This is a genomic window from Paucibacter sp. KCTC 42545 (assembly GCF_001477625.1).
Classification (GTDB): Bacteria; Pseudomonadota; Gammaproteobacteria; order Burkholderiales; family Burkholderiaceae_C; genus Paucibacter_A.
In genome coordinates, this window is the sequence record NZ_CP013692.1 from 2750502 (window position 1) to 2771841 (window position 21340).

Consider the following 21340-nt stretch of genomic DNA (forward strand, 5'->3'; position numbering starts at 1 on the left):
GCGGCACCTGATGTGCGCCGCCTGCCTGCATCAAGCCGCCCTCAAACCCCGAGCACGCAGTGCGGCAGAACGATGTCCACAACCAAGCCGCTGCCGGGTGCACCGCCCAGGCTGAGCTGGCCGCCAATCTTTTGCACCATCATGAACACTAGGTGCAGACCAAGCCCCGTGCCGCCCTGCCCCCGTTTGGTGGTGTAAAAAGGTTCCAGCATGTGAGCGCGGACATCAGGTGCCACGCCTGCACCATCGTCGCGCACCTGCAAATGGAGATCCTCACCCACCGCATTGGCCTTGATGGTCACGGTCAGTGTTCGCCCTTCAACGCAGCCATGTTTCAGGGCATTCATCAGCAAATTCGACACCATCTGCCCCAAGCTGCCCTTGGGCAAGCGCACGCGAAGACCCGCGGGAACCTCCAGGCAATGATGGGCGCCGCGCTGATCGAATTCGGCCCAATGGGCGGCCAGCAGCTGCGCCAGCTCTTGTGACAGCAGCAGCTCCACCGGGGCCGCGGTCGCTTGCGCGTTGGTCAGGGTCTGAAAGCTCGCCAGCAGATCAGCGGCGCGTTCAAGATTGCGCAGCACCAGGTCACCCGCTCTTTCGATCCGCAAACTCAGCTCTTGCAGATGGCTGCGCGACACTTTTTCCGCCCGCACCGCCTCAATCAGTTCGCGGGCATAAGTCTTCAGGCCCGATGAAGAGGTGATGGCCACGCCCACCGGCGTGTTCACCTCATGCGCCATGCCTGCCAACATGCCGCCCAAGGCGGCCAACTTCTCGCGTTCGTGCAGCAGGGTCTGCGCTTCTGCCAGCGCTTGGGTGCGGGTCGCGACCAGAGCCTCCAACTCCACCTCGCGCCGCCGGTGCTGCAACTCGGCCGCGCAACGTGCTGCAAAGATGGACAGCAAGGACAAGGCCAGCAAGCGCGTATCCTCCGCCATCGGCCGCACATCCAGTGCCACAAGGATGCCTAAAGTCTTCCCATCGCTGCCGACCATAGGCATGCCGATATAGCTCTGCGCCCCCATCTCGACCAAGAGCAGATCTTCCGGATAGGCCTGCTGCACATCACAGGGCAAGAAGCACATGCTCTGGTCGGTCACATTGCGGCAAGGGGTGCAAGCCAGGCTGTAGCTGATATTGGGCATGTAGTCGCTGCCGCCCCAGACCGCCAGGGTCTGTATGCCCTCGCCGTCATCCAGCTGGCACAGCTCGCCGGCAATCACATAGTGGACCTGCATGGCCTGGGCCAGATCCTTCACCAGCACCCGGAAAAACTCCTCTCCTTGCGCCTTGGAGGTGGACAGGGTGATTGAGCGCAGCGCGGCCTCGGCCAGTTGCTTGGCCTGCAACTCGTCGAAAAGCGCAGCGCCAGCGGCGCCCGAGGTACTCGGGGCACTCGTGGAATTCGTGGAACTCGGCAAGCTCATTGCGACTCCCCCAACCAGCACATTCAGCTCAGGGCCAGGCATGCGTCCCGGATGTCGCGGTAATTACGCAGGGCCAGCAGGCAGGTGCGATTAAGTTGTGCGTCAGTGAGTGCCGTCTTGAGGCAATAGCCGTTCACTTCATAACGCCTGAGCACATCGTCCTCGTTCAGCAAGCCGGGCTGGCCGGTGCGAATGATGATGCGCGTGCGGCGGTTGTTGAGCTGGCCGCGGATGCGATCCACCAGCAGCAAGCCCGCCATCTCAGATTCCATCACCACATCGAGCAGCAGCATGGCAACGTCAGCGTGCTCGGACAAGACGCGCTCCGCCTCGGCGGCCGAGCTGGCATGCAAGAGCACGACAGGCCGCTCGTCGAAGCGGCGGCAGGCCAGCACCAGATTCGTGACCTCATGGATGCCAGGGTCGTCATCCACGACCAAGATCTTCCAAGGCGCCACATCGAGCGCCAGGCCTTGCTCTTCAAGGTCGTCACACAGGAGCAGATCATCATCCACGTAAGGCCCTTCCAGTCATGGCGCTTTGACTACAAGCTGTGTCGGGATATTACTGCGGTTTACCCATGCGCCCCAGCAGTGCACGAGCATGCCCATCGAGGTAAAAAGCACCGACATTGGCAACCGCCGCGCAGGCGCAAACAGCGCTCGCTCAGAGCGCGCTCGCCAGCGGGCACAATCACCCCCATGACTACTCGCGTCGTCTTCCCCATTGCCGACCAGCGCCAGCTCAACGCGCTGCCTACCGTCCTCGACACGCCCGCCATGCCCTGGGCCGGCGGGGCCGTGCTGGATGCCTTGGGCCGCCCCTTGCGGGACCTGCGCATCTCGGTCACCGACCGCTGCAACTTCCGCTGCAGCTATTGCATGCCCAAGGATGTGTTCGACAAGAACCATGTCTTCTTGCCCCATGCCGACTTGCTGAGCTTCGAAGAGATCACCCGACTGGCCCGAGTGTTCGCGCAGCTGGGGGTGCAAAAGCTGCGCCTCACCGGCGGCGAGCCGCTTCTGCGCCGCCATATCGAGAACCTGATCGAGATGCTGGCCACGATTCGCACGCCCGAAGGCCAGCCGCTGGACCTGACCCTGACCACCAACGGCTCGCTGCTGAAGAAAAAAGCCCAAAGCCTCAAGGACGCCGGCTTGCAGCGCATCACGGTGAGCCTGGACGGCCTGGATGACGCCCAGTTTCAGCGCATGAATGATGTGGGCTTCCCGGTGGCGGAAGTGCTGGAGGGCATTGCCGCCGCGCAGGCCGTGGGTCTGGCGCCGATCAAGGTCAATATGGTGGTCAAGCGCGGCAGCAATGACGACCAGATCCTGCCCATGGCGCGGCATTTCCGGGGCTCGGGCATCACCCTGCGTTTCATCGAGTACATGGACGTGGGCAGCAGCAATGGCTGGCAGATGGACGAGGTCTTGCCATCCGCCCAGGTGCTGGCGCGGCTGCAAGAAGAATTCGAGCTAAACCCGCTGGACCCCAGCAGCAGCGGCGAAACCGCCGAACGCTGGGCCTATGCCGATGGCGCGGGTGAGATCGGCCTGATCTCCAGCGTCACCCAAGCCTTTTGCGGCGACTGCAACCGCGCCCGCCTATCCACCGAAGGCAAGCTCTACAACTGTTTGTTCGCCCACCGCGGGGCCGATTTGCGCGGCCTGCTGCGGGGCGGCAGCGCGAGCAGCGATGAACTCTTGGGCGGCGCCATCGCCCAGCTCTGGTCAGCCCGCAGCGACCGCTACTCGCAGCTGCGCGCCAGCGGCCAGGCACAGGCCAGCGCCCAGGCCGGCGAGCGCCGTGTCGAGATGCACTACATCGGCGGCTGAGCAGGCGCGATGACGGAGCGAATCGAGCGATCACAAATCACCGGCCTGCTCCTGGCCGGCGGCCGCGGCAGCCGCATGGGCGGTGTCGACAAGGGCTTGCAGCTGCTGCGCGGCCAGGCCCTGTTCGAACATGTTTTGGCCCGGTTGGCCCCGCAGGTGGGCCCGGTGTTGATCAATGCCAACCGCAATCAGGCGCGCTATGCGGCCAGCGCTTACGCGGTGGTCAGCGATGCCGACGACAGCTTCGCCGGCCCGCTGGCTGGCTTGCTGGCCGGCCTGCAAGCCGCAAAGACCGAATGGCTGCTGAGCGCGCCCTGCGACACCCCCGCCCTGCCCCTGGACCTGGCCGCGCGGCTGGCGGCTGCGCTGCAGCAATCGCCCGGCGCCGAGCTGGCGGTACCACTGAGCGCCAACCCGCAAGAAGGCATTGCCAGCGCCAGCCAGATCCAGCCGGTGTTCTGCCTCTTGCGGGTCAGCCTGAAAGACAGCCTGGCCGACTACATCGCCGGTGGCGGCCGCAAGATCGACACCTGGCTGCGAGCACAGCCGCATTGCTTGGTGCCCTTCGAGCAGCCTGGCGATGCCCAGGCTTTCTTCAATGCCAATAGCCTGGCTGAGCTGCAGGCGCTGGAAGAGCCGGGGGCGCTGGACGCAAGGTCCGGCCAAGCCGCAGGAGCGCACAAGTGAACGCCACCAGCCCCATGCCCGCCGCACCCGACTGCCAATTGCGCCCCATGCATGCGGCCGATCTGCCGGCCTACAAGGCCTTGCGTGACGGCATGCTGGCCCGCCACCCGGAAGCCTTCACCTCAGACGCGGCCACCGAAATCAGCCGCGATGCCGAAAGCTACCGCAGCCGCCTGAGCGGTGGCGGAGGCGGTGTCTGCTTGTTCACCCTGCTGGCTTGGCATGAGGGGCATTTGGTGGGCGCCATCACCTGCGAACATGAGGCCCGCGTCAAGGTGCGACATGTGGTGCACATCGTCGGCATGATGGTGCGCGACGATTTGCGTGGCCGGGGCATCGGCCAGCAGCTGCTGCAACGCAGCTTGAATCTGCTGCGCGGTGAGCCGGTGCTGGAGCTGGTGACGCTGAGCGTGACCGCCAGCAACACCGGGGCCGTCAAGCTGTACGAGCGCTGCGGCTTCACCCGCTACGGGCGCTTGCCCGGCGCCATCAAGCTGCCCGACGGCCGCGTGCTGGACAAAGACCTGATGTGTTTGCGCCTACGCTGACCCAGGCCGATGCTGCTCTAGTCTGATCAAACCGTTCAATTCCTGAAGTCCCCTCCCCTGCGCATGACTGCTCCCGACACCCTTGCCGCCATTGCCGCTCGCCTAGCCGGCTATGACCCCAAAGCCTTGCGCGTGGAGGTAGCGCAAGACTTCATTGGGCAGCTGCTCAGCACACCAGCCGAACAAGGCGAGGTGCCCCTGCGCCAGGCCCTGGGCCGGGTCTTGAGCGCGGACGTGGTTTCGCCCTTGAACGTACCCGCGTTTGATAACTCAGCCATGGACGGCTTTGCCCTACGCGGCAGTGATTTGCAAACTGAAGGCCCGACCCGCTTGCGCGTGGCCGGCACCAGCTTGGCCGGCCAGGCCGGTGCTGGCGCGCTGCCGCCGGGCTGCTGCCAGCGCATCATGACCGGCGCGGTGATGCCGCCGGGCCTGGACACGGTGGTGCCGCAAGAGCTGGTGCAAATTGCAACCGAGGCCGAGGGTGAACACATCAGCATCCCGCCGGGAATGCTGCAGCCCGGCGACAACCGCCGCCTGGCCGGAGAGGACCTGGCGCGCGGCGCCATCGCCCTGCGCCAAGGGCGCAAGCTGCGCGCGGCCGACATCGGCCTGCTGGCCTCGCTGGGCTTGGCCCAGGTGCCAGTGTGGCGGCGCCTGCGGGTGGCGATTTTGTCCACCGGCAATGAGCTGGTTGAGCAGGGTCAGGTCTTGCCCCCGGGCGGCTTGTACGACAGCAACCGCCACACTTTGTGGGCCTTGCTGGAACAGCTGGGCGTGGAGGTGATCGACCTCGGCTTGGTGCGTGACGACCCGCAAGCCCTGCGCGCCGCCTTCAGCCGCGCCGCGCTGGAGGCCGATGCGGTCATCAGCTCCGGCGGCGTCAGCGTTGGCGAGGCGGATCACACCAAGGCCGTGATGGCCGAGCTGGGCGATGTGCTGTTCTGGCGCGTGGCCATGCGGCCTGGCCGGCCCCTGGCCATCGGCCGCATGCCATCGGCCACAGGCCCGGGCACCTTGCTCTTCGGCCTGCCCGGCAACCCGGTGGCGGTAATGGTGACCTTCTATGCCTTTGTGCGCGAAGCACTGCTGCGTATGAGCGGGGCCACGCCCGAGCCGCTGCTAAGCGTGCAAGCCATCAGTACCGAGGCCATGCGTAAAAAGCCCGGCCGCACCGAGTACCAGCGCGGCATCGTCAGCCGCAACGCAGCAGGCCAGTGGCAGGTGGCCATCACCGGCAACCAAGGTTCGGGCATTTTGTCCAGCATGTGCCAGGCCAATGCGCTGGTGGTGCTGGGCCATGAGCAGGCCGATGTGCAGGCCGGTGACTGGGTCACCGTGTGGCCGCTGGCGGCCCTGGCTTAAGCCCACACCGGCGAGCCAGAGGTTTACACCCTTCCCCGCAGCGGCGGGTGTGTCTAGACTGGGGCTCCCCCTGCATCGCTACCGGGAGTTCCAGATGGCCACCAGTCGCTTTCCCCACGCGCGCCGTGCTGCGCTTCGCTCGGCCTGTTGTGCCGCCCTGAGCCTGAGCCTCAGTCTGGCGAGCCTGACGAGCCTGGCAGCGGGTGGTGTTGCCAGCGCCAAGGGGGGCGGCAAAGCCCCGGCTTACAGCTACTTCGTCACCGGCACCGCCTACTTCACCGCCGGCAATCTGACCCCGCTGCGCCCCCTGCCCAACACGCTGCCCACCGCCGTCAAGCCTCTGGTGCTGATGGGCGGCGGACCGGATGTGGACAGCGCCTACCGCTGGATGATTGACAAGGCCGGCATCCGGCCCGGAACCGGCGGCCGCTTCGTCGTCATCCGCAGCACCGGCACCGACGCCTACGACCCCTATCTGCTTTACTCCGACGCCAGCAACGCCACCAACACCGCGGCGGTGGACGGCTTTGTGGGCGGCGCCTTTTTGGGCCTGACGGCCGCAGAGACCCTCATCATCCCCAGCCTGGCCGCGGCCAACGACGCTTTTGTCAACAAGGTGCTGAGCACCGCCAATGCCGTGTGGATCGCCGGTGGCGACCAAAGCAGCTACATCAACAATTGGAAGGGCAGCGCCTTGCAGGCCACGCTGCAGGGCTTGATTGCACGCGGCGTGCCGATCGGCGGCACCAGCGCCGGCGCCAATGTGCTGGGTGAGTTCATCTACTCGGCCCAAACCGGTTCGGTGACCTCGGCCCAAGCGCTGGGCAACCCCTTCAACAAATACATGAGCTTCGACCCGCAGCCCTTCAGCGCCAGCAGCTTTTTGGCGCCCACGGGCGGCGACCATATCCCCGCCCTCAGCAACACCTTTGTGGACCCCCACTTTGACGAACGTGACCGCATGGGTCGGCTCGTGAGCTTTATGTCGCGCAGCATTGCCAGCAGCGCCAGCTTTGGTTGCGCTGGGGGCGTGTTGGCGGCAGCCAATGCGCGCGGCATCGGGCTTGGGGTTGAAACCGCCCTGCTGGTGCAGGGTGAGGGCACAGCCAGCCAGCCATTCGTGGGTCAACGTGTCACCAATATCAGCACCACCACAGACAGCGCCGTCTACTTTGTGGCCCCGCAGACCAGCCCGGCCCTGTGCCAATCGGGCAAGCCGCTGACGGTGCAGAACATGCGGGTGAAAAAGCTGGCTGACTCCAACAGCCAGTTCAATCTGAGCAACTGGCAAGCACTGTCCGGCGCCACCAGCGATTACGACGTCAGCGCCAATGCCGGCGTGCTGACTTCCTCCAAGCCAGGCGGCGGGCTCTACTAAACCTTGCGCCCCAGCACCTCGGCGCTGGTGACCCCCAAGGAGACATACAAGCTGGTCAGCCCGTCCATGCCCACATCGGCCGGGGTGATCCAGCTATGCGGCAAGTAAAGCAAGCCGCCCCCCACCGGCACCGGCGCCGTCGGCACAATCACCGCCATATAAGCTTGGCCATTGATCTGCACCGGCTCGGGCGTGGACAGCAAGCCCAGCACCAACACGCCACCGCCTTCTTCCGCCGACTTGACGCCGCCGAAATGGCACCACACCGGCGTCATCGCGCCGACACCGTCCGCATCGCGCTTGCTCATCAAGGTCACCATGCGGGTCAGCAACTCGTAGACCGTGCTGATGATGGGGATGCGCCGGATCAGGCTGTCCAGCATGGCCTTGAGCCGGCGCTGCAGTTGCGTCTCCACCATCAAACCCAGCAAGTACACCAAGACCAGCAGCAAGCCCACGCCCAGGGCATAAGCCAGCCCTTCGGACTCGGTGATGCGTAAACCCAAGCCCGCCAGCACACCGCCGACCGCACTGCCCGGCCCGAGATAGCGCAGCAGCAAGGACATCACCCAACTCAGCAGCACCAAAGTGGCCACCATCGGTAAGGCCGCCAGCGCGCCGGTGAGCAGGGTGCGCAGGACATGGGCTTGGGTGGACTTAACGAGTGGTTTCATGGGTAAGCGATCGGGAACAAAGTCGGTGGCGGGGCCTTGGCAGGCCAGCGGAAAAGCTTGCTGACTGGCGCGATCAAGCGCCCGGCAATGCTAGCGCCTTGGCTGAAGCTGAGACCGACGCGTCGTCCAAGCAGCGCCCCCAGCGTCAGGACAGGACGCCAGGCTCAGCGCGCCTGCGGACGCGCCACCAGCTCAAACTCCACCAGCAACTCGTCCGCCACCGCCAGCAGGCCGGCACCGACCGAAAACGGCGTCAGGCCGAAGTCGCTTTGGCGCAGCACCAGCGCGCCGCGTGCGCTCAAACGCTGATCGTCAAGCTTGGCCTCCAGCGCCAGCCACTGGCTGCGGCTTTGGCCGTGCAGCTCGATCTCGACCTGAACGGCCAACTTGGGTAACTCGCCCACAAGCTTCACCGCCCGCAGGCGAACCCAGGGGTATTGATCGGCCTGCAAGCCCGCTGCGCCCAGCATATTGCTGCGTGTCGCCGCCACCGCCGCGGGTGACAACTCGCTGGCCCAGCCGGGGCCGAGCCGGGCGCGCTGGGCCGGGGCATCGAGCTGCAGCTCATCAAGTCTGAGCAGCAACTCCATTTGCGTCTGCCCCAGCGCCGCCGGCGTGACCAAGGCCCAGCCCTGCAAAGCTGGCGCCTGCAAGACATGGTTATGCCCCAGAGCAGCCGCTCGGCCGGCGCGAAACACATGGACCGTCAAGGTCGACGCCTCGGCGTCCAGCTTGAACAACTGCGCCTGAGGACTAGCCTGCTGCAGCTTGGCAAAGCGCTCGGCCAAAAGACCGGATTCGTCTGCGCCTGCAGCCAAAGCAGCCGGCGCCGCGGCGCTGCCCACTGGCGTGCCGCAGCCCGTCAGCCCGACCATGGCAAGAAACATGGCCACAGCCAGGGCACGACGGGGGACAAGCGTAAGTGGCAGCATGAAGTTGACGATGATGGAATGGCGCGGAAATGTGTCCCGATTCTGACAGTGCAAAGTCAGTGGCTTGGACTAGCATGCAGTATTGACATTTATCGGGACATTGCCATGACCCCTTCCACTTTTCGCTCCGCGCTGGACCTGATGGCGCAGTACGCCGCCTACCACCGCGACCGCCGCAATATCGCCACCCATTTCGTGGGCATCCCGCTGATCGTGTTCGCCATCGCCGTGCTGCTGTCGCGTCCCGCCGTGGATGTCATGGGCCTGAGTCTGACGCCGATTTCGGTGATCTGGCTGATCAGCACCGTCTGGTATCTGACCCGCGGCAATGTGGCGCTGGGTCTGGCCGTTAGTGCGGTCAACGGCCTCTTGTGCGTGCTGGCCGAGCCCTTGGCGGCCGAAAGCACCAGCAGCTGGCTGGCCTGGGGCGTGGGCAGCTTTGTGCTGGGCTGGCTGATCCAGTTCCTGGGCCATTACTACGAGGGCAAAAAGCCTGCCTTCGTGGACGACTTGATCGGCCTGGCCGTCGGGCCGATGTTCGTCGTGGCCGAAGCCATGTTCGCGCTGGGCTGGGGCCGCGAGATGCTGGCCGAGATTGAACGCCGCGTTGGCCCCACCCATTTCCGTGACCTGACCCGCCCGCTGGCTTGACGATCAAGCCCGCGCCGATGCAAGTGCTGGTGATGGGCGCCGGCAGCATCGGCTGCTATCTGGGCGGCTTGGCTCCCGCGGCCGGTCTGGAGGTGCATTTCGTCGGCCGCCCACGGGTGCTGGAGAGCCTGCGTCGTCATGGCCTGGTCTGCAGCGATCTGACTGGCCGCCAGCACACCACCCCTGCCACCAAGCTGCAACTCCATGAGCGCGTTCCCGCCGGCCTGCAGCCTGCCGTCAGCCTGCTGTGCGTCAAAAGCGCAGCCACTGCCGAGGCGGCCCGCGAGTTGCAGGCTGCCCTGCCAGCAGGCAGCCTGCTGCTGTCCATGCAAAACGGCATCAGCAATGCCAGCGCGGCCCAGGCCGCAGCGCCGGAGTTGCAGGTCCGCGCCGGCATGGTGCCCTTCAATGTGGCCGAGTTGGCGCCGGGTCATTTCCACCGCGGCAGCAGCGGCGCGCTGATGGTGCAAGGCCATGCCGCAGCGGATGCCGCGCTGCGCACTTTGCAGAGCGCCTTCGCGCACAGCGGCATCGAGCTGCAGCTGATAGCCTCCGCCGAGGCGATGCGGGCGGTGCAATGGGGCAAGCTGCTGCTCAACCTCAACAATCCCGTCAATGCTTTGTCCGGCCTGCCGCTGCGCGAGCAACTGCAGCAACGCGGCTACCGCCGCTGCCTGGCTGCGCTGCAGGCCGAAGCGCTGGATGTGCTGGCCGCCGCCGGCCAGCCCGTGCGGGCGATGACACCGCTGCCACCGCGCCGCCTGCTCAGCGTGCTGCGCCTGCCCACCCCGCTGTTCAAGCTGGTGGCCGCGCGCATGCTCAAGATCGATGCCAAGGCCCGCTCTAGCATGGCCGATGACCTGGCCTTGGGGCGACGCACCGAGATCGATGCCTTGTGCGGCGAAGTGTTGGCACTGGCCCGTAGCGCCGGTGTGTCAGCGCCGCTGAATGAGCAAATGCTGCGCTTGATGCACGATTGGCCAGCGCGCGGACGCCCCTATGGCCCGGATGAATTGCTGGCAGCCCTGGGGCTGAGCTGACTGACCTGCCCGCAAGCCTGCCGTCAAATCCAATCCTGCAAGGCCTGCTCCACCCCACCCTTGCGCGAAGGGCCGCTGGCACGCTTGGCCGGCGTGCCCAGCGCGATCCAGCCCAGCAAGATTTCACCCGGCGCGCAAAACGCCGCCGTGATGCCGGGGTCGCGCACCTTGGCGCCGGACAGCATCTTGCCGCCATAACCCAGGCAATGCGCGGCATTGAGGAAGTTGCTCAACGCGCCGCCCACGCAAGCCCATTGCTCATGCGCGGGCACCTGCGGGTGGCCCAGATCGATGCGGGCCACCACAGCCACGGTCAGAGGAGGCCGCAACGCCCGCTCGGCATCCATGGCCGCGCCCGCCTCATCCTTGCCAGCCGCCCGAGCGGCTGCGGCAAACAAGTCAGCCATGCGCTGCCGGGCCTCGCCCGCCACGCGCTTGAAGCGAAAAGGCAGCAACTCGCCATGGTCTGGCGCACGCAAGGCGGCCGCCACCATCAGCGCCAATTCTTCGTTCGAGGGGCCGGGTTCCAGCAAATGCTTAGGCCCGACGGAGTAGCGGCCCAACAGGGTTTGCAAAGCGTCGTGATTGGGGCTGGTAGGCATGACTCAGAACACCAGGCTGCGCCAGGCCGGATCGGCCACGCGGGACATGAACTGCACAGCGCCGCCATGGCCGCTGCACTCGGGAATCAGCTCGCTGCGCTGCAGGCCTTGCGCATGCAGGGCATCCGTACAAGCAAACAGTTTGGCGCCATGGGCCAGCGCTTCTTGCATGGCTTGGTAGACAGTCTTGTCATGTAGCGCCGAGGCCCGCAAACCCGCCGCCACGCCGGGCTTGAGCAGGAGCACTGAGCGGGCGGTGAAATAAATCTCCACCTGCAAATCCATGGCCGCTGCGGCCGCGGCGTGGAAAAAGGGCGTGACCAGACGATGCGGCGCCTCGGGCTCGGCCGCCCACAGCAGCAAAGCAATGCCCGTCACGCTTGGGGCGTATGTGGTGTTTGTGGCGTTTGTGGCTTCAGCTGATTCAGCCATGCATAGTTCTCCATCGGCGCGCGCGCCGCTTCACCGCTGTGCAGCAGCGCCTGTTCCTCTGCCAAGCGGCTGGGCGCCAGGTCCAGCAGCCAGCCTTCACCGTAGGGGTCGCGCCAGACCAGTTCTGGGCATTCTTCCAGCGCGGTATTGACCCGCAAGACCTGACCCGATAGCGGCGTTTTCACCGACACGATGGACTTGGCCAATTCCACCACCGCCATCGCCCGCCCCTGCTCCAACTGGGTGCCCACCGACTTGGGCCGGCACATATAAATCTCACCCGAGGCCTTCAAGCCCATGGCCGTGATGCCCAGCCGGGCCGAACCATCAGGCTGCAAGCGAGCCCAGGTCTGGTGCTCCACCAGATAGAGCAAGTCGTCGGGGAGCAGGATGCCTTGGATCAGCATGGGGTCTGGGCGCGGTGAGGAGATGACAACAATACGCCGATGTCTACCAACATCGGATGATCCCAAGATGGGGCGAGGATGGCGTGGCGGAGGGGAATGGGAGTCGAACCCACCCGGCGGCGCGTGGCACCACCCACCGGGTTTGAAGCCCGGCCGATCCACCAGGATCGTTTCCCCTCCTTTGTCCTGCCCACAAAAGCACAGGTCCTCTTCATGCCTTTGGCACCGGCTCGCTGAACAAGAGCGAATCCAGCCTCAGCTTGTGCGTATCGGCAACGCGTCGGGTCAGCCCGACGCGGTCGAAGTATTCCAGAATTTGAATAGCGCGCTTGCGGCCCAGGCCGGTGGCATCGCGAAACGCTGCCGCCGTGACCTCGCCTTGCGCATCCACCACCTGGCGCGCCATGGCCGCCAAGCGTGTCATCACCGGGGCCGCATAGTACAGGTCTTTCACCACCTGATGCAGCTCACCGCCTTGCGCCAAGCGAGAAAGGCTGACGCGCATCAAAGGCTCGGGCGTTTGGGTGGCACTGGCCAAGTCGCGCGCCCAGGCGCCTTCGAAGCCGGCCGTGCTCAACAAGGGCGCGATCTTCTGCGCCACCAATTCATCGGCACGCGAGAGCTGCAAGCCATGCTCAGGCAGATGCGCCACCGCCCCACGCAACTGCAGCTGCCCGGCCTCTTGCAAACGCAGCAACAAGGCGCGCCAGAGCGCGTCCGGCAGGCGTGGCGCGGCCAGGCGGCGCCAGCGCGCGGTGTCGGGGCCCAACTCATCCGGGTTCTTGGCGTGATAGTCGCGCAGCACTTGCAGGGCTGTGGCGGCCAGCGCTGCAGCAGGGGCCGCGCCCAGCAGCCAGGCGTGCCCATCCTCGGCCTTGGCCAGCAAGCTGTCCGCGGGTGTATCCAGGCTTTGCCGGGCCTCGGCGGACAAGCCTTGGGCGGTGGCCCAGCGGCTCAGATCCAGGCCCAGCGCGGCGGCGGGCAATAAGGCGTGCAGGCGAGCAGCGGGACCATCAAGCTGCAGCGCAACCAGCTCGGCCAGACGCTGCGGGCTGCGGCGATAGCGGGCCGGGGCGAAGGGGTCCAGCATCACGCCGCCGGCAATGGTGCGGCTGGCCGCTGCATCGCGCAGCACCACCCGGTCGCCAGCCCAAGCCACCAAAGGCTCACGCAGCACCAGCTGCACCAGGCCTTGTTCGCCAGCGGCTAGGCTGCCCTCTTGCGCCGAGGCCAACACGGCCACGCTGGCCATCACCGTGGCCGAGCCGATATGCACATGAACGGGTGTGCCGCTACGTAAGGCTCGCGCTTCGGCGGGCCACAGGCGCAGGCGCACGTCCAGGCGTTCGCTGCTCAGCGCCAAGTCGGGCGCCACCCAGCATTGGCCGCGCGCCACGTCTTGTTTATCCACCCCCACCAGACCGATCGCGCAGCGCTGGCCCGCCTCCGCCTGCTGCACCCCTTGATTCTGTGCATGCAGGCTGCGCACGCGGGCCCGGCGCGGCGCTTGGCCAGCGGCTGGCGGCACCAGGCATAACTCATCACCCACGCTGACCTCGCCCGCGTGTACCGTGCCAGTGGCCACTGTGCCCACGCCGGCCAGCGAGAAGACCCGGTCCACCGCCAGGCGAAAGCCTTGTTCCGCCGAGGCCGCACGCGTGGGCCGCAAAGCCAGCAAATGCGCGCGCAACTCGGCCACGCCTTGGCCGGTGCTGGCACTGACTTCAAACAGCACGCTGCCTTCCACGCCACTGCCACTTAAAAGCGCAGCAATTTCCTCGCGCAGCGCCAGGCGACGCTGCTCATCAGCACGGTCGCATTTGCTCATCACCACCGTGATGGCCTTCAGACCCAGCAGGGCCAAGACGGCCAGATGCTCGCGCGTTTGCGGCATCACGCCGTCATCGGCAGCCACCAGCAGCAAGGCGTGGTCCATGCCGGTGGCGCCGGCCAGCATGGTGTGGACCAGGCGCTCATGGCCGGGCACGTCGATGAAGCCGATGCTCTCGCTCTGCGTACCCGGCATGAAGGCATAGCCCAGTTCGATGCTGATGCCGCGCTTTTTCTCTTCGGGCAGACGGTCGGTGTCCACGCCGGTCAGGGCGCGCACCAAGGTGGTCTTGCCGTGGTCGATATGACCGGCGGTGCCGATGATCAAGCCAAGGCCTCCCGCAGCGCTGGCAGTTGAGCCAGGAAGTCAGCCTCCTGGCGGTCCAGGCAGCGCAGGTCCAACCACAGCTGGTCTTGCTGCACCCGGCCCAGCACCGGCAGGGGCAGGCTGCGCAGGGCGCGGGCCAACTCATCCAGCGCCGTGCCCAAGCCTTTCTTGCTGGTACCAGCCGGCGCGATCACCAGGCCGGCCGAGGGCAAGACATCCACCGGCAGCGAGCCGGAACCAATCTGCCCTTGCATCTCGCTCAGGCTGACCACAAAGCGCGGGCTCAGGGCCTGCGCCAACGGTGCTTGCAGGCGCTGGGCCTGGGCCTGAATTTCGGCCACCGGCCGGGTCAGCAAGCGCAAGGTGGGCAGGTCGCGGGCGAGCCGCTCGGGTTGCAGGTAAAGGCGCAGCGTGGCCTCCAGCGCCGCCAGTGGCAGCTTGGACATGCGCAACGCCCGCTTCATCGGGAATTTTCGAATGCGCTGAATTTGCGCCTTCGAGCCAACGATCAGCCCGGCCTGCGGGCCGCCCAGCAGCTTGTCGCCGCTGAAGGTGACGACATCGCAACCGGCCTTGAACATTTCTTGCGGCAGAGGCTCGCGCGGCAAACCCCATTGCGCCAGATCCACCAGCGAGCCGCTGCCCAGGTCGGTCACCAGCGGCAAGCCCTTGGCGTGGGCGATGGGGGCGAGCACCGCCTCGTCCACCGCCGAGGTGAAGCCTTGGATGGCGTAATTGCTGGTGTGCACCTTCATCAGCATGGCTGTGTTGGCGCCGATGGCGCGCTCGTAATCGGCCGCGTGGGTGCGGTTGGTGGTGCCCACTTCCACCAGGCGGGCACCGGCGGCGGCCATCACATCCGGCATGCGGAAGGCGCCGCCGATTTCCACCAATTCACCGCGCGACACAATCACTTCCCGCCCACCGGCAAGTGCCGCGATGGACAGCAGCACGGCGGCGGCGTTGTTGTTGACGACGGTGGCGGCTTCAGCGCCGGTGATCTCGCACAGCAGGGCTTCAACCATGCTGTCGCGGTCGCCGCGTCCACCGGTGCTCAGATCAAATTCGAGGTTATTCGGCCCGGACATCATGGCCATCACATGGCCCAGGGCCTCATCCGCCAAGAGTGCGCGGCCCAGATTGGTGTGCAAGACCGTGCCGGTCAGATTGATGACGGCGCGCATGCGCGGGGCCAGGTCTTGCGCGCAGCGTTCGCTCAGGCGTTCAGCCAGGCTGGGCAGAGCCAGTTCGGCCAAGTCCAGCGTGCCGGCCAGGGCGCTGCTGCGCAGCCCATCCAGCAAGGCACGCGCGCGCTTGGCAACGAATTGGTGGCCATGCTGGCCGATCAACTCGCCCGCGCGCGGGCTGCTCAGCAGGCGGTCCAGCGAGGGCAAGTCTTTGGGCGCTGCCTTCAGACCATGAACCATGGATGCTTCGGGCGTCGTCATCAGTGCGCCTTCGTGTCGGGCGGGGCATTACCCGTTTCGCCTTCAGTTTCTGGATCGCCGAACAAAAGCATCAGATTGAGGCCGTGGCGGATCAGGCCGGTGTCAGACACCAGCAGATCCAGCGTCAGCGTGGCCAGGTCATCGGCATGGGGTTCGACCGCCTGGTCTTTTTCCATGTGCACCACCTTGAGGTAGTGGCCGCATTCGCTGCAGCACTCGGCCTGCACAGCGGCCGCACCCTCGGGCGTGCTGCCGTCCTCGGCCAGCAGGCCCTGGAACGAGATGCCCTTGGTGCTTTGACAATGCGCGCACTTGACCCGCACGTAATGCCATTGCGCGGCGCACAGGCTGCAAGACAGATAGCGAAAGCCTGCGCCATCCGCACCGATGCGGGTGATGCTGGCCACCGGCTTAGAGGCGCAGCAGGGGCAGACCAGCGGATCGTCGATACGACCGAATGGCGCCAGCTGATTGGGCACCTTGTCGCGCTCGTAGCGGGCTTGCAACTGGCTCAGCACTTGAGTCCAGTAAAGCTGCAAGCCGGCCGCGATCAGCGGCGCGGTAGCCAGATCCAGGCCCAGCATCACGCCGGCCAGCAAGCGCTGCGCCTGCAGATCCAGGTGGCTATCACTGGCCTGCGCCAAGCCCAGCACGGCGGCTTGCGCGGGGCCGGCGGCCAAGCGCGCAGCTAGCGTGTGCATCAGCGCGCGCAAGCCCTCACGCCAGACCGGGTCCAGAGGCCAGCGCGCGGGCGCCAACAAAGCCTGGCCGGCTTGTGCGGCTTGCTCGATCTGCGCTTGGCTGGGCAGGGTCAGGGCCGGCTGCGAGCGGCTCAGCTGCTCGTGCTGGGCTTGTGCCAGCTCAGCCGCGAAGTGCAGGAAGTCGGCCATGGCATGGCCTTGGGCCAGCTGGCGCAAGCGCAAGGCGCGCGCAGCAAATACGCCAGGCTCGGGGTAGAGCAAAAAGGGAATCTGTTCACCCGCGCGCACCGCGATTTCTTCGGGCGACATCAGTTTGGCGGTGCTGGAGACTGTCATAGGTTTTCCGTCAAAACACAAAAGGGGCGGCGCCGCAGCCCGCCCCTTTTTTAACACGCCGAGGAGTCTGGACTGACTACTTGCGCTCGGTCATTTCCTTGTGCCACAAAGCATGGTGCTGCTTGGCCCAGGCTTCGGTGACCGTGCCACGCGTCATCGCGCGAATGGTGCCCTTGACCCAGATGGCGGCATAGACATGCATGATGGTGCCCAGAATCAAGCCCACGGCCGAGGCCGAGTGCAAGAGCACGGCAATGCGGCGCAAGGTGATGGGGAAGAAGTCGGCGAACCAAGGTTGCCAGAACATCACACCCGTCAACAGCAGCACGGCCAGGCACAGGGACATCAACCAGAACACGCCCTTCTGACCGGCGTTGTACTTGCCGACCGGCGGCATCTTGCTCTTGTCGCCACGCAGCATGTCAGCGCTGTGGCGCTGCCATTCGCGGTCGGCTTCGTTCAAGACGTTCTCACGCCAGAGCTTGATGAACAGGCCCAGGAAAGCCGCAAACATCGCCACCCCGAGGAAGGGGTGCAAGATGCGCGCCCACACGCCGCCGCCCACCAAATTGCTCAGGAAGAACAAGCTGGGGTGGAAGAAGGCCAGGCCAGACACCGCCGCCAAAATGAACAGCAAGGCAATCGCCCAGTGGTTCATGCGGTCGCGGTCCGAGTAACGCTGCAAGACTTTGGTCGTGCTCATGTCCCGCTCCTTTCCTTGCCGGTCTTGGTTTCACCCTCGTCGCCGTCTTCCTTGGCTTCGATGGGGCCCACCTTCATGTAATGGAAGAAGCCTGCCACCACGGCGCCGGCCATGGCCGCCACCGCCAGCGGCTTGGCCAAGCCCTTCCACAGCGAGACCAGCGGGCTGATCTTGGGATCGGCGGGCAGGCCGGCATACAACTCCGGCTTGTCACCGTGCTGCAGCACATACATCACATGGGTGCCACCCACGCCGGCCGGGTTGTAGACCGCAGCCTCCTTGAAGCCGCGCTCATTCAGGTCGGCCACGCGCTCGGCACCGTAGTCCAGCATGTCTTCCTTGGCACCGAAGTGGATGGCGCCGGTGGGGCAGGCTTTGACGCAAGCCGGCTCCAGGCCCACGCCCACCCGGTCGGAGCACAGCGAGCATTTGTAGGCCTTGTTATCGGCCTTGGAAATGCGCGGCACATCGAAGGGGCAGCCGGTGACGCAGTTGCCGCAACCGACGCAGTGCTCGGAGATGAAGTCAACGATGCCGTTGGCGTACTTGATGATGGCGCCGGGGGCCGGGCAGCTTTTCAGGCAGCCCGGATCCTCGCAGTGCATGCAGCCGTCCTTGCGGATCAGCCACTCCAGCTTGTTCTCCTCGACTTGCACCTCGGAGTAACGCATCACCGTCCAGGACTGGGCCGTCAGATCGCGCGGGTTGTCGTAGGTGCCGTGGTTCTCACCCACCTCGTCACGCAACTCGTTCCACTGCATGCAGGCCACCTGACAGGCTTTGCAGCCGATGCAGGAGGACACGTCGATCAGCTTGGCGACCTCAATGGTCTTGTGGCGCGCCTGCGGGCTGGGCGTGGTGGTGGCCGAGCGCTTGGCGATGTCTAAAGATTGAAGTGAAGACATGGTCAGGCTTTCTCGATGTTGACGGTGAAGCTCTTGAACTCGGGCGTCTGGGTATTCGCGTCGCCCACGAAAGGCGTCAACGTGTTGACCAGATAACCGGGTTTAGCCACCCCGACAAAGCCCCAGTGATTGGGCAAGCCGACGGTATGCACCTTCTGCCCTGCGACGTCCAACACCGGGATGCGCTTGGTCACCACCGCCACGGCCTTGATGAAGCCGCGGTTGCTGCTGACCTTGACCCAGCCGCCGTTGGCAATGCCCTTCTCCTTGGCCAGTTCTTCGCTGATCTCAACGAATTGCTGGGGCTGGATGATGGCGTTGCTTTCGCAGTTCTTGGTCCAGTAATGGAAGTGCTCGGTCAGGCGGTAGCTGGTTGCCACATACGGGAAGTCCTTGGGGTTGCCAAAGGCCTCCATATCGCCCTTGAAGACACGGGCGGCCGGGTTGGCGCGCGCCTTGTCATTCTTGGGGTGCATGGGGTTGTTAGGCAGCGGCGACTCAAAGGGCTCGTAATGCTCGGGCAAGGGTCCATCCACCAAACCTGTGGGTGCGAACAAACGCGCTACACCTTCGGCCGTCATGATGAAGGGGCGCACGGCATCCGCATCATTCGGGTTGGCGTCGGGGCGAATGTCGGGCACGTCGGAGCCAGCCCAGCGTTCACCGTTCCAGGCCACCAGCTTACGCTTGGGGTTCCAAGGCTTGCCAGTGGAATCGCAAGAAGCGGCGTTGTAGAGCACGCGGCGGTTCGCCGGCCAGGCCCAGGCCCAGTTGAGCGTTTGGCCGATGCCATACGGGTCGGCGTTATCGCGCCGCGCCATCTGGTTGCCGGCCTGCGTCCAGCTGCCGGCGTAGATCCAGCAGCCGCTCGACGTAGAGCCGTCATCACGCAGCAAACCAAAGCCCGACAGCAATTCTCCCGCCTTGGCCAGGACCTTGGTCGGATCTTTGGGATCGGTGACGTCGGCCAGCGCCTTGCCATTGGCCTCCTTGGCCAATTCCTCGGGGCTGGGGCTGTTGGGGATCAGGTAAGGCCAGCTCAGATTGAGGATGGGGTCCGGGAAGGCTCCACCGTCCTTCTGGTAGGCCGCCTTCAGGCGCGTGAACAGCTCGGCAATGATCTCCGGGTCGCCCTTGGCTTCGCCCGGAGGCTCGGCGCCCTTCCAGTGCCACTGCAACCAGCGGCCGGAGTTGGTGATCGAGCCATCTTCCTCGGCAAAACAAGTGCTGGGGAAGCGGAACACCGTGGTCTGGATCTCTTCGCTCTTGACGTCGTTGTGCTCGCCGTAGTTCTTCCAGAACTCGGCGGTCTCCGTCACCAGCGGGTCGATGATGACCAAGTACTTCAGCTTGGACAAGCCGGCAATGATCTTCTTCTTGTTGGGGAAACTACCCACCGGGTTGAAGCCCTGGCAGATATAGCCGTTGAGCTTGCCCTGCCCCATCATCTCGAAGGCCTGCAGCACGTCGTAGGCCTTGTCCCATTTGGGCAGGTAGTGATAGGCCCATTGGTTCTCGGCCGTGGCAGCCTTGCCCCACCAGGCTTTTTGCATGCTGACGAAGAACTTGGGGTAGTTCTGCCAGAAGCTCATTTGCCCGGGGCGCAGCGGCTTGGTGGCGCGCGGCTTGTAGTAAGTCTCCAGGTCTTGCTCGCTCTCGCGCGGCAGGCTCATATAGCCGGTCAGCGAGGTCGAGAGCAGACCCAGATCGGTCAAACCCTGGATATTGGAGTGGCCGCGCAAGGCATTCATGCCGCCACCGGACAAGCCCATATTGCCCAGCAAGAGCTGCATGATGGCGCCGTTGCGGATCATCTGCGTGCCCTGGCTGTGCTGTGTCCAGCCCAGGGCGTACATGATGGTCATCACCTTGTTCGGCTTGGCCGTCTCGGCAATCATCTCGCAGCACTTGAGGAACTTGTCCTGCGGCGTGCCGGTGATGCTGCTGACCAGCTCGGGCGTGTAGCGGGCGTAATGCCGCTTCATCACATTGAGCACGCAGCGCGGATGCTCCAGGGTCTCATCGACCTTGGCAAAACCGTCGGCGCCCATTTCGTAGGCCCAGCTGGCGTTGTCGTACTTGCGCTTGACCGGGTCGTAGCCAGAGAACAGCCCATCCTCGAAGCCGAAGGCCTCGCCGACGATGAAGCTGGCATTGGTGTACTTGCGGACGTACTCCTGCTGAATCTTGTTGTTAGACAAGAGATAGTTGATGACGCCGCCCAGGAAGGCGATGTCGGAGCCCGCGCGAATCGGCGCGTAATAGTCGCTCATTGCAGCGGAGCGCGTGAAGCGCGGATCCACCACCAAGAGCTTGGCCTTGTTCTTGTGCTTGGCTTCGATCACCCACTTGAAACCGCAGGGGTGAGCCTCGGCGGCATTGCCGCCCATGATCAGCACCAAATCAGCGTTCTTGATGTCCACCCAATGGTTGGTCATCGCACCGCGCCCAAACGTCGGGGCCAGACTGGCCACCGTCGGAGCGTGTCAAACGCGCGCTTGGTTATCGAATACCAACATCCCCAGCGAACGCATCGCCTTGTGGGTGATATAGCCCGACTCATTCGAGGAGGCCGAGGCACACAACATGCCCGTGGTGAGCCAGCGGTTGACGGTCTGACCGGCCGCGTTTTGCGCCACGAAGTTGGCGTCGCGGTCAGCCTTCATCATGGGCACCAGGCGATCCATCGCCTCATCCCAGCTGACGCGTTTCCATTCTTTGGAACCGGGCTCGCGGATCTCGGGCCACTTGAGGCGGTTCTTGCTGTGCACGAAGTCCAGCAAGCCTGCACCCTTGGGGCAGAGCGTGCCGCGATTGACCGGGTGATCCGGGTCGCCTTCGATGTGCATGATGTCGCTGACGACGTTCTTGGACTTGTCGCCCAAGCTGTACATCAGGATGCCGCAACCCACCGAGCAATACGGACAGGTGCTACGGGTTTCGGTGGCGCGGCTGAGCTTGAAGTTGCGCGCCTCGGCCAAAGCCGCCGTGGGCGAAAAACCCAGCGCCACCAAGCTGGAGCCAAGTAGCCCCGCCCCGCTCACCCGGAAGAAATGCCTCCGGTTCATATCCATGTTCGCGTCTCCTACGGGCTGACACCCAAGT

General features: G+C 65.1%; 20 protein-coding genes and 1 tRNA gene. 7 read left to right on the forward strand and 14 right to left on the reverse strand.

Features of this window, described 5'->3' with window-relative positions; genetic code table 11:
- Positions 1-41: 41 nt before the first annotated feature.
- Positions 42-1430, reverse strand: coding sequence for a sensor histidine kinase (locus tag AT984_RS11980; protein ID WP_082679983.1), 1389 nt, complete (start codon positions 1428-1430; stop codon positions 42-44).
- 23 nt (positions 1431-1453) lie between these two features.
- A complete protein-coding gene (locus AT984_RS11985; RefSeq protein ID WP_058720292.1) occupies positions 1454-1945 on the reverse strand; it encodes a response regulator in 492 nt (163 codons plus the stop codon).
- 186 nt (positions 1946-2131) lie between these two features.
- Here AT984_RS11985 and moaA point away from each other — a divergent pair, with 186 nt between their 5' ends.
- The 5 genes from moaA to AT984_RS12010 all read left to right on the forward strand — a co-directional run bounded on the left by moaA (position 2132) and on the right by AT984_RS12010 (position 7246).
- Positions 2132-3268, forward strand: coding sequence for a GTP 3',8-cyclase MoaA (moaA, locus tag AT984_RS11990; RefSeq protein WP_058720293.1), 1137 nt, complete (start codon positions 2132-2134; stop codon positions 3266-3268).
- Positions 3269-3277: 9 nt separating this feature from the next.
- Positions 3278-3955, forward strand: a complete 678-nt coding sequence (mobA, locus tag AT984_RS11995) for a molybdenum cofactor guanylyltransferase MobA (RefSeq protein ID WP_058720294.1) — start codon at positions 3278-3280, stop codon at positions 3953-3955.
- A complete protein-coding gene (locus AT984_RS12000) occupies positions 3952-4503 on the forward strand; it encodes a GNAT family N-acetyltransferase (protein ID WP_231741409.1) in 552 nt (183 codons plus the stop codon). The genes mobA and AT984_RS12000 overlap by 4 nt, the downstream gene beginning before the upstream one ends.
- 63 nt (positions 4504-4566) lie before the next feature.
- Positions 4567-5868, forward strand: a complete 1302-nt coding sequence (moeA, locus tag AT984_RS12005) for a molybdopterin molybdotransferase MoeA (RefSeq protein WP_058720295.1) — start codon at positions 4567-4569, stop codon at positions 5866-5868.
- A gap of 94 nt (positions 5869-5962) precedes the next feature.
- The gene (locus tag AT984_RS12010) at positions 5963-7246 is read left to right on the forward strand and encodes a cyanophycinase (protein ID WP_058720296.1); all 1284 of its coding nucleotides are present in this window, start codon (positions 5963-5965) and stop codon (positions 7244-7246) included.
- On the opposite strand, the gene AT984_RS12015 is transcribed toward AT984_RS12010, so the two are convergent.
- Together AT984_RS12015 and AT984_RS12020 are read right to left on the reverse strand one after the other, a co-directional pair.
- Positions 7243-7920 (reverse strand): DUF502 domain-containing protein, encoded by a 678-nt coding sequence (locus tag AT984_RS12015; RefSeq protein ID WP_058720297.1) that lies wholly within the window; start codon positions 7918-7920, stop codon positions 7243-7245. The two genes, AT984_RS12010 and AT984_RS12015, sit on opposite strands and share 4 nt — an antisense overlap.
- 164 nt (positions 7921-8084) lie before the next feature.
- Positions 8085-8807, reverse strand: coding sequence for a YceI family protein (locus tag AT984_RS12020; RefSeq protein ID WP_058720298.1), 723 nt, complete (start codon positions 8805-8807; stop codon positions 8085-8087).
- A 150-nt stretch (positions 8808-8957) separates the two neighbouring features.
- Here AT984_RS12020 and AT984_RS12025 point away from each other — a divergent pair, with 150 nt between their 5' ends.
- Together AT984_RS12025 and AT984_RS12030 are read left to right on the forward strand one after the other, a co-directional pair.
- The gene (locus AT984_RS12025; protein WP_058720299.1) at positions 8958-9503 is read left to right on the forward strand and encodes an Mpo1 family 2-hydroxy fatty acid dioxygenase; all 546 of its coding nucleotides are present in this window, start codon (positions 8958-8960) and stop codon (positions 9501-9503) included.
- The gene (locus tag AT984_RS12030; RefSeq protein WP_335338566.1) at positions 9500-10543 is read left to right on the forward strand and encodes a 2-dehydropantoate 2-reductase; all 1044 of its coding nucleotides are present in this window, start codon (positions 9500-9502) and stop codon (positions 10541-10543) included. Before AT984_RS12025 ends, AT984_RS12030 begins: the two co-directional genes overlap by 4 nt.
- Before the next feature lie 23 nt (positions 10544-10566).
- On the opposite strand, the gene AT984_RS12035 is transcribed toward AT984_RS12030, so the two are convergent.
- The 10 genes from AT984_RS12035 to fdnG form a co-directional block, all read right to left on the reverse strand.
- A complete protein-coding gene (locus tag AT984_RS12035; RefSeq protein ID WP_058720300.1) occupies positions 10567-11145 on the reverse strand; it encodes a nitroreductase family protein in 579 nt (192 codons plus the stop codon).
- 3 nt (positions 11146-11148) lie between these two features.
- Positions 11149-11523, reverse strand: coding sequence for a DsrE family protein (locus AT984_RS12040; RefSeq protein WP_231741410.1), 375 nt, complete (start codon positions 11521-11523; stop codon positions 11149-11151).
- Positions 11520-11984 carry a glycine cleavage system protein H gene (locus AT984_RS12045; protein ID WP_058720302.1) on the reverse strand — a complete coding sequence of 155 codons (465 nt, stop codon included), beginning with the start codon at positions 11982-11984 and terminating at the stop codon, positions 11520-11522. The genes AT984_RS12040 and AT984_RS12045 overlap by 4 nt, the downstream gene beginning before the upstream one ends.
- A gap of 84 nt (positions 11985-12068) precedes the next feature.
- A tRNA-Sec gene (locus tag AT984_RS12050) sits at positions 12069-12164 on the reverse strand.
- Positions 12165-12195: 31 nt separating this feature from the next.
- Positions 12196-14142: a selenocysteine-specific translation elongation factor gene (gene selB, locus AT984_RS12055; protein WP_058720303.1), complete on the reverse strand. Its 1947-nt coding sequence runs from the start codon at positions 14140-14142 to the stop codon at positions 12196-12198.
- A complete protein-coding gene (gene selA, locus AT984_RS12060; protein WP_058720304.1) occupies positions 14139-15590 on the reverse strand; it encodes an L-seryl-tRNA(Sec) selenium transferase in 1452 nt (483 codons plus the stop codon). The genes selB and selA overlap by 4 nt, the downstream gene beginning before the upstream one ends.
- Complete coding sequence (gene fdhE / locus AT984_RS12065; protein ID WP_058720305.1) at positions 15590-16627, reverse strand: formate dehydrogenase accessory protein FdhE; 1038 nt, start codon at positions 16625-16627, stop codon at positions 15590-15592. The genes selA and fdhE overlap by 1 nt, the downstream gene beginning before the upstream one ends.
- A gap of 76 nt (positions 16628-16703) precedes the next feature.
- Entirely contained in the window at positions 16704-17330 is a 627-nt protein-coding gene (locus AT984_RS12070; protein WP_058720306.1) for a formate dehydrogenase subunit gamma, read from the reverse strand.
- A complete protein-coding gene (gene fdxH / locus AT984_RS12075; RefSeq protein WP_058720307.1) occupies positions 17327-18235 on the reverse strand; it encodes a formate dehydrogenase subunit beta in 909 nt (302 codons plus the stop codon). The genes AT984_RS12070 and fdxH overlap by 4 nt, the downstream gene beginning before the upstream one ends.
- 2 nt (positions 18236-18237) lie before the next feature.
- A complete protein-coding gene (gene fdnG, locus AT984_RS12080) occupies positions 18238-21309 on the reverse strand; it encodes a formate dehydrogenase-N subunit alpha (protein WP_156422005.1) in 3072 nt (1023 codons plus the stop codon).
- Positions 21310-21340: the final 31 nt, after the last annotated feature.

What these genes read in the sequence shown, in the direction of transcription:
- fdhE (WP_058720305.1), bottom strand. Translation starts at nt 16,627, where the DNA reads ATGACAGTCTCCAGCACCGCCAAACTGATGTCGCCCGAAGAAATCGCG.
- moaA (WP_058720293.1), top strand. Translation starts at nt 2,132, where the DNA reads ATGACTACTCGCGTCGTCTTCCCCATTGCCGACCAGCGCCAGCTCAAC.
- mobA (WP_058720294.1), top strand. Translation starts at nt 3,278, where the DNA reads ATGACGGAGCGAATCGAGCGATCACAAATCACCGGCCTGCTCCTGGCC.
- AT984_RS12010 (WP_058720296.1), top strand. Translation starts at nt 5,963, where the DNA reads ATGGCCACCAGTCGCTTTCCCCACGCGCGCCGTGCTGCGCTTCGCTCG.
- AT984_RS12035 (WP_058720300.1), bottom strand. Translation starts at nt 11,145, where the DNA reads ATGCCTACCAGCCCCAATCACGACGCTTTGCAAACCCTGTTGGGCCGC.
- AT984_RS12045 (WP_058720302.1), bottom strand. Translation starts at nt 11,984, where the DNA reads ATGCTGATCCAAGGCATCCTGCTCCCCGACGACTTGCTCTATCTGGTG.
- moeA (WP_058720295.1), top strand. Translation starts at nt 4,567, where the DNA reads ATGACTGCTCCCGACACCCTTGCCGCCATTGCCGCTCGCCTAGCCGGC.
- AT984_RS12015 (WP_058720297.1), bottom strand. Translation starts at nt 7,920, where the DNA reads ATGAAACCACTCGTTAAGTCCACCCAAGCCCATGTCCTGCGCACCCTG.
- AT984_RS12025 (WP_058720299.1), top strand. Translation starts at nt 8,958, where the DNA reads ATGACCCCTTCCACTTTTCGCTCCGCGCTGGACCTGATGGCGCAGTAC.
- selA (WP_058720304.1), bottom strand. Translation starts at nt 15,590, where the DNA reads ATGACGACGCCCGAAGCATCCATGGTTCATGGTCTGAAGGCAGCGCCC.
- fdxH (WP_058720307.1), bottom strand. Translation starts at nt 18,235, where the DNA reads ATGTCTTCACTTCAATCTTTAGACATCGCCAAGCGCTCGGCCACCACC.
- AT984_RS12070 (WP_058720306.1), bottom strand. Translation starts at nt 17,330, where the DNA reads ATGAGCACGACCAAAGTCTTGCAGCGTTACTCGGACCGCGACCGCATG.
- AT984_RS12020 (WP_058720298.1), bottom strand. Translation starts at nt 8,807, where the DNA reads ATGTTTCTTGCCATGGTCGGGCTGACGGGCTGCGGCACGCCAGTGGGC.
- AT984_RS11980 (WP_082679983.1), bottom strand. Translation starts at nt 1,430, where the DNA reads ATGAGCTTGCCGAGTTCCACGAATTCCACGAGTGCCCCGAGTACCTCG.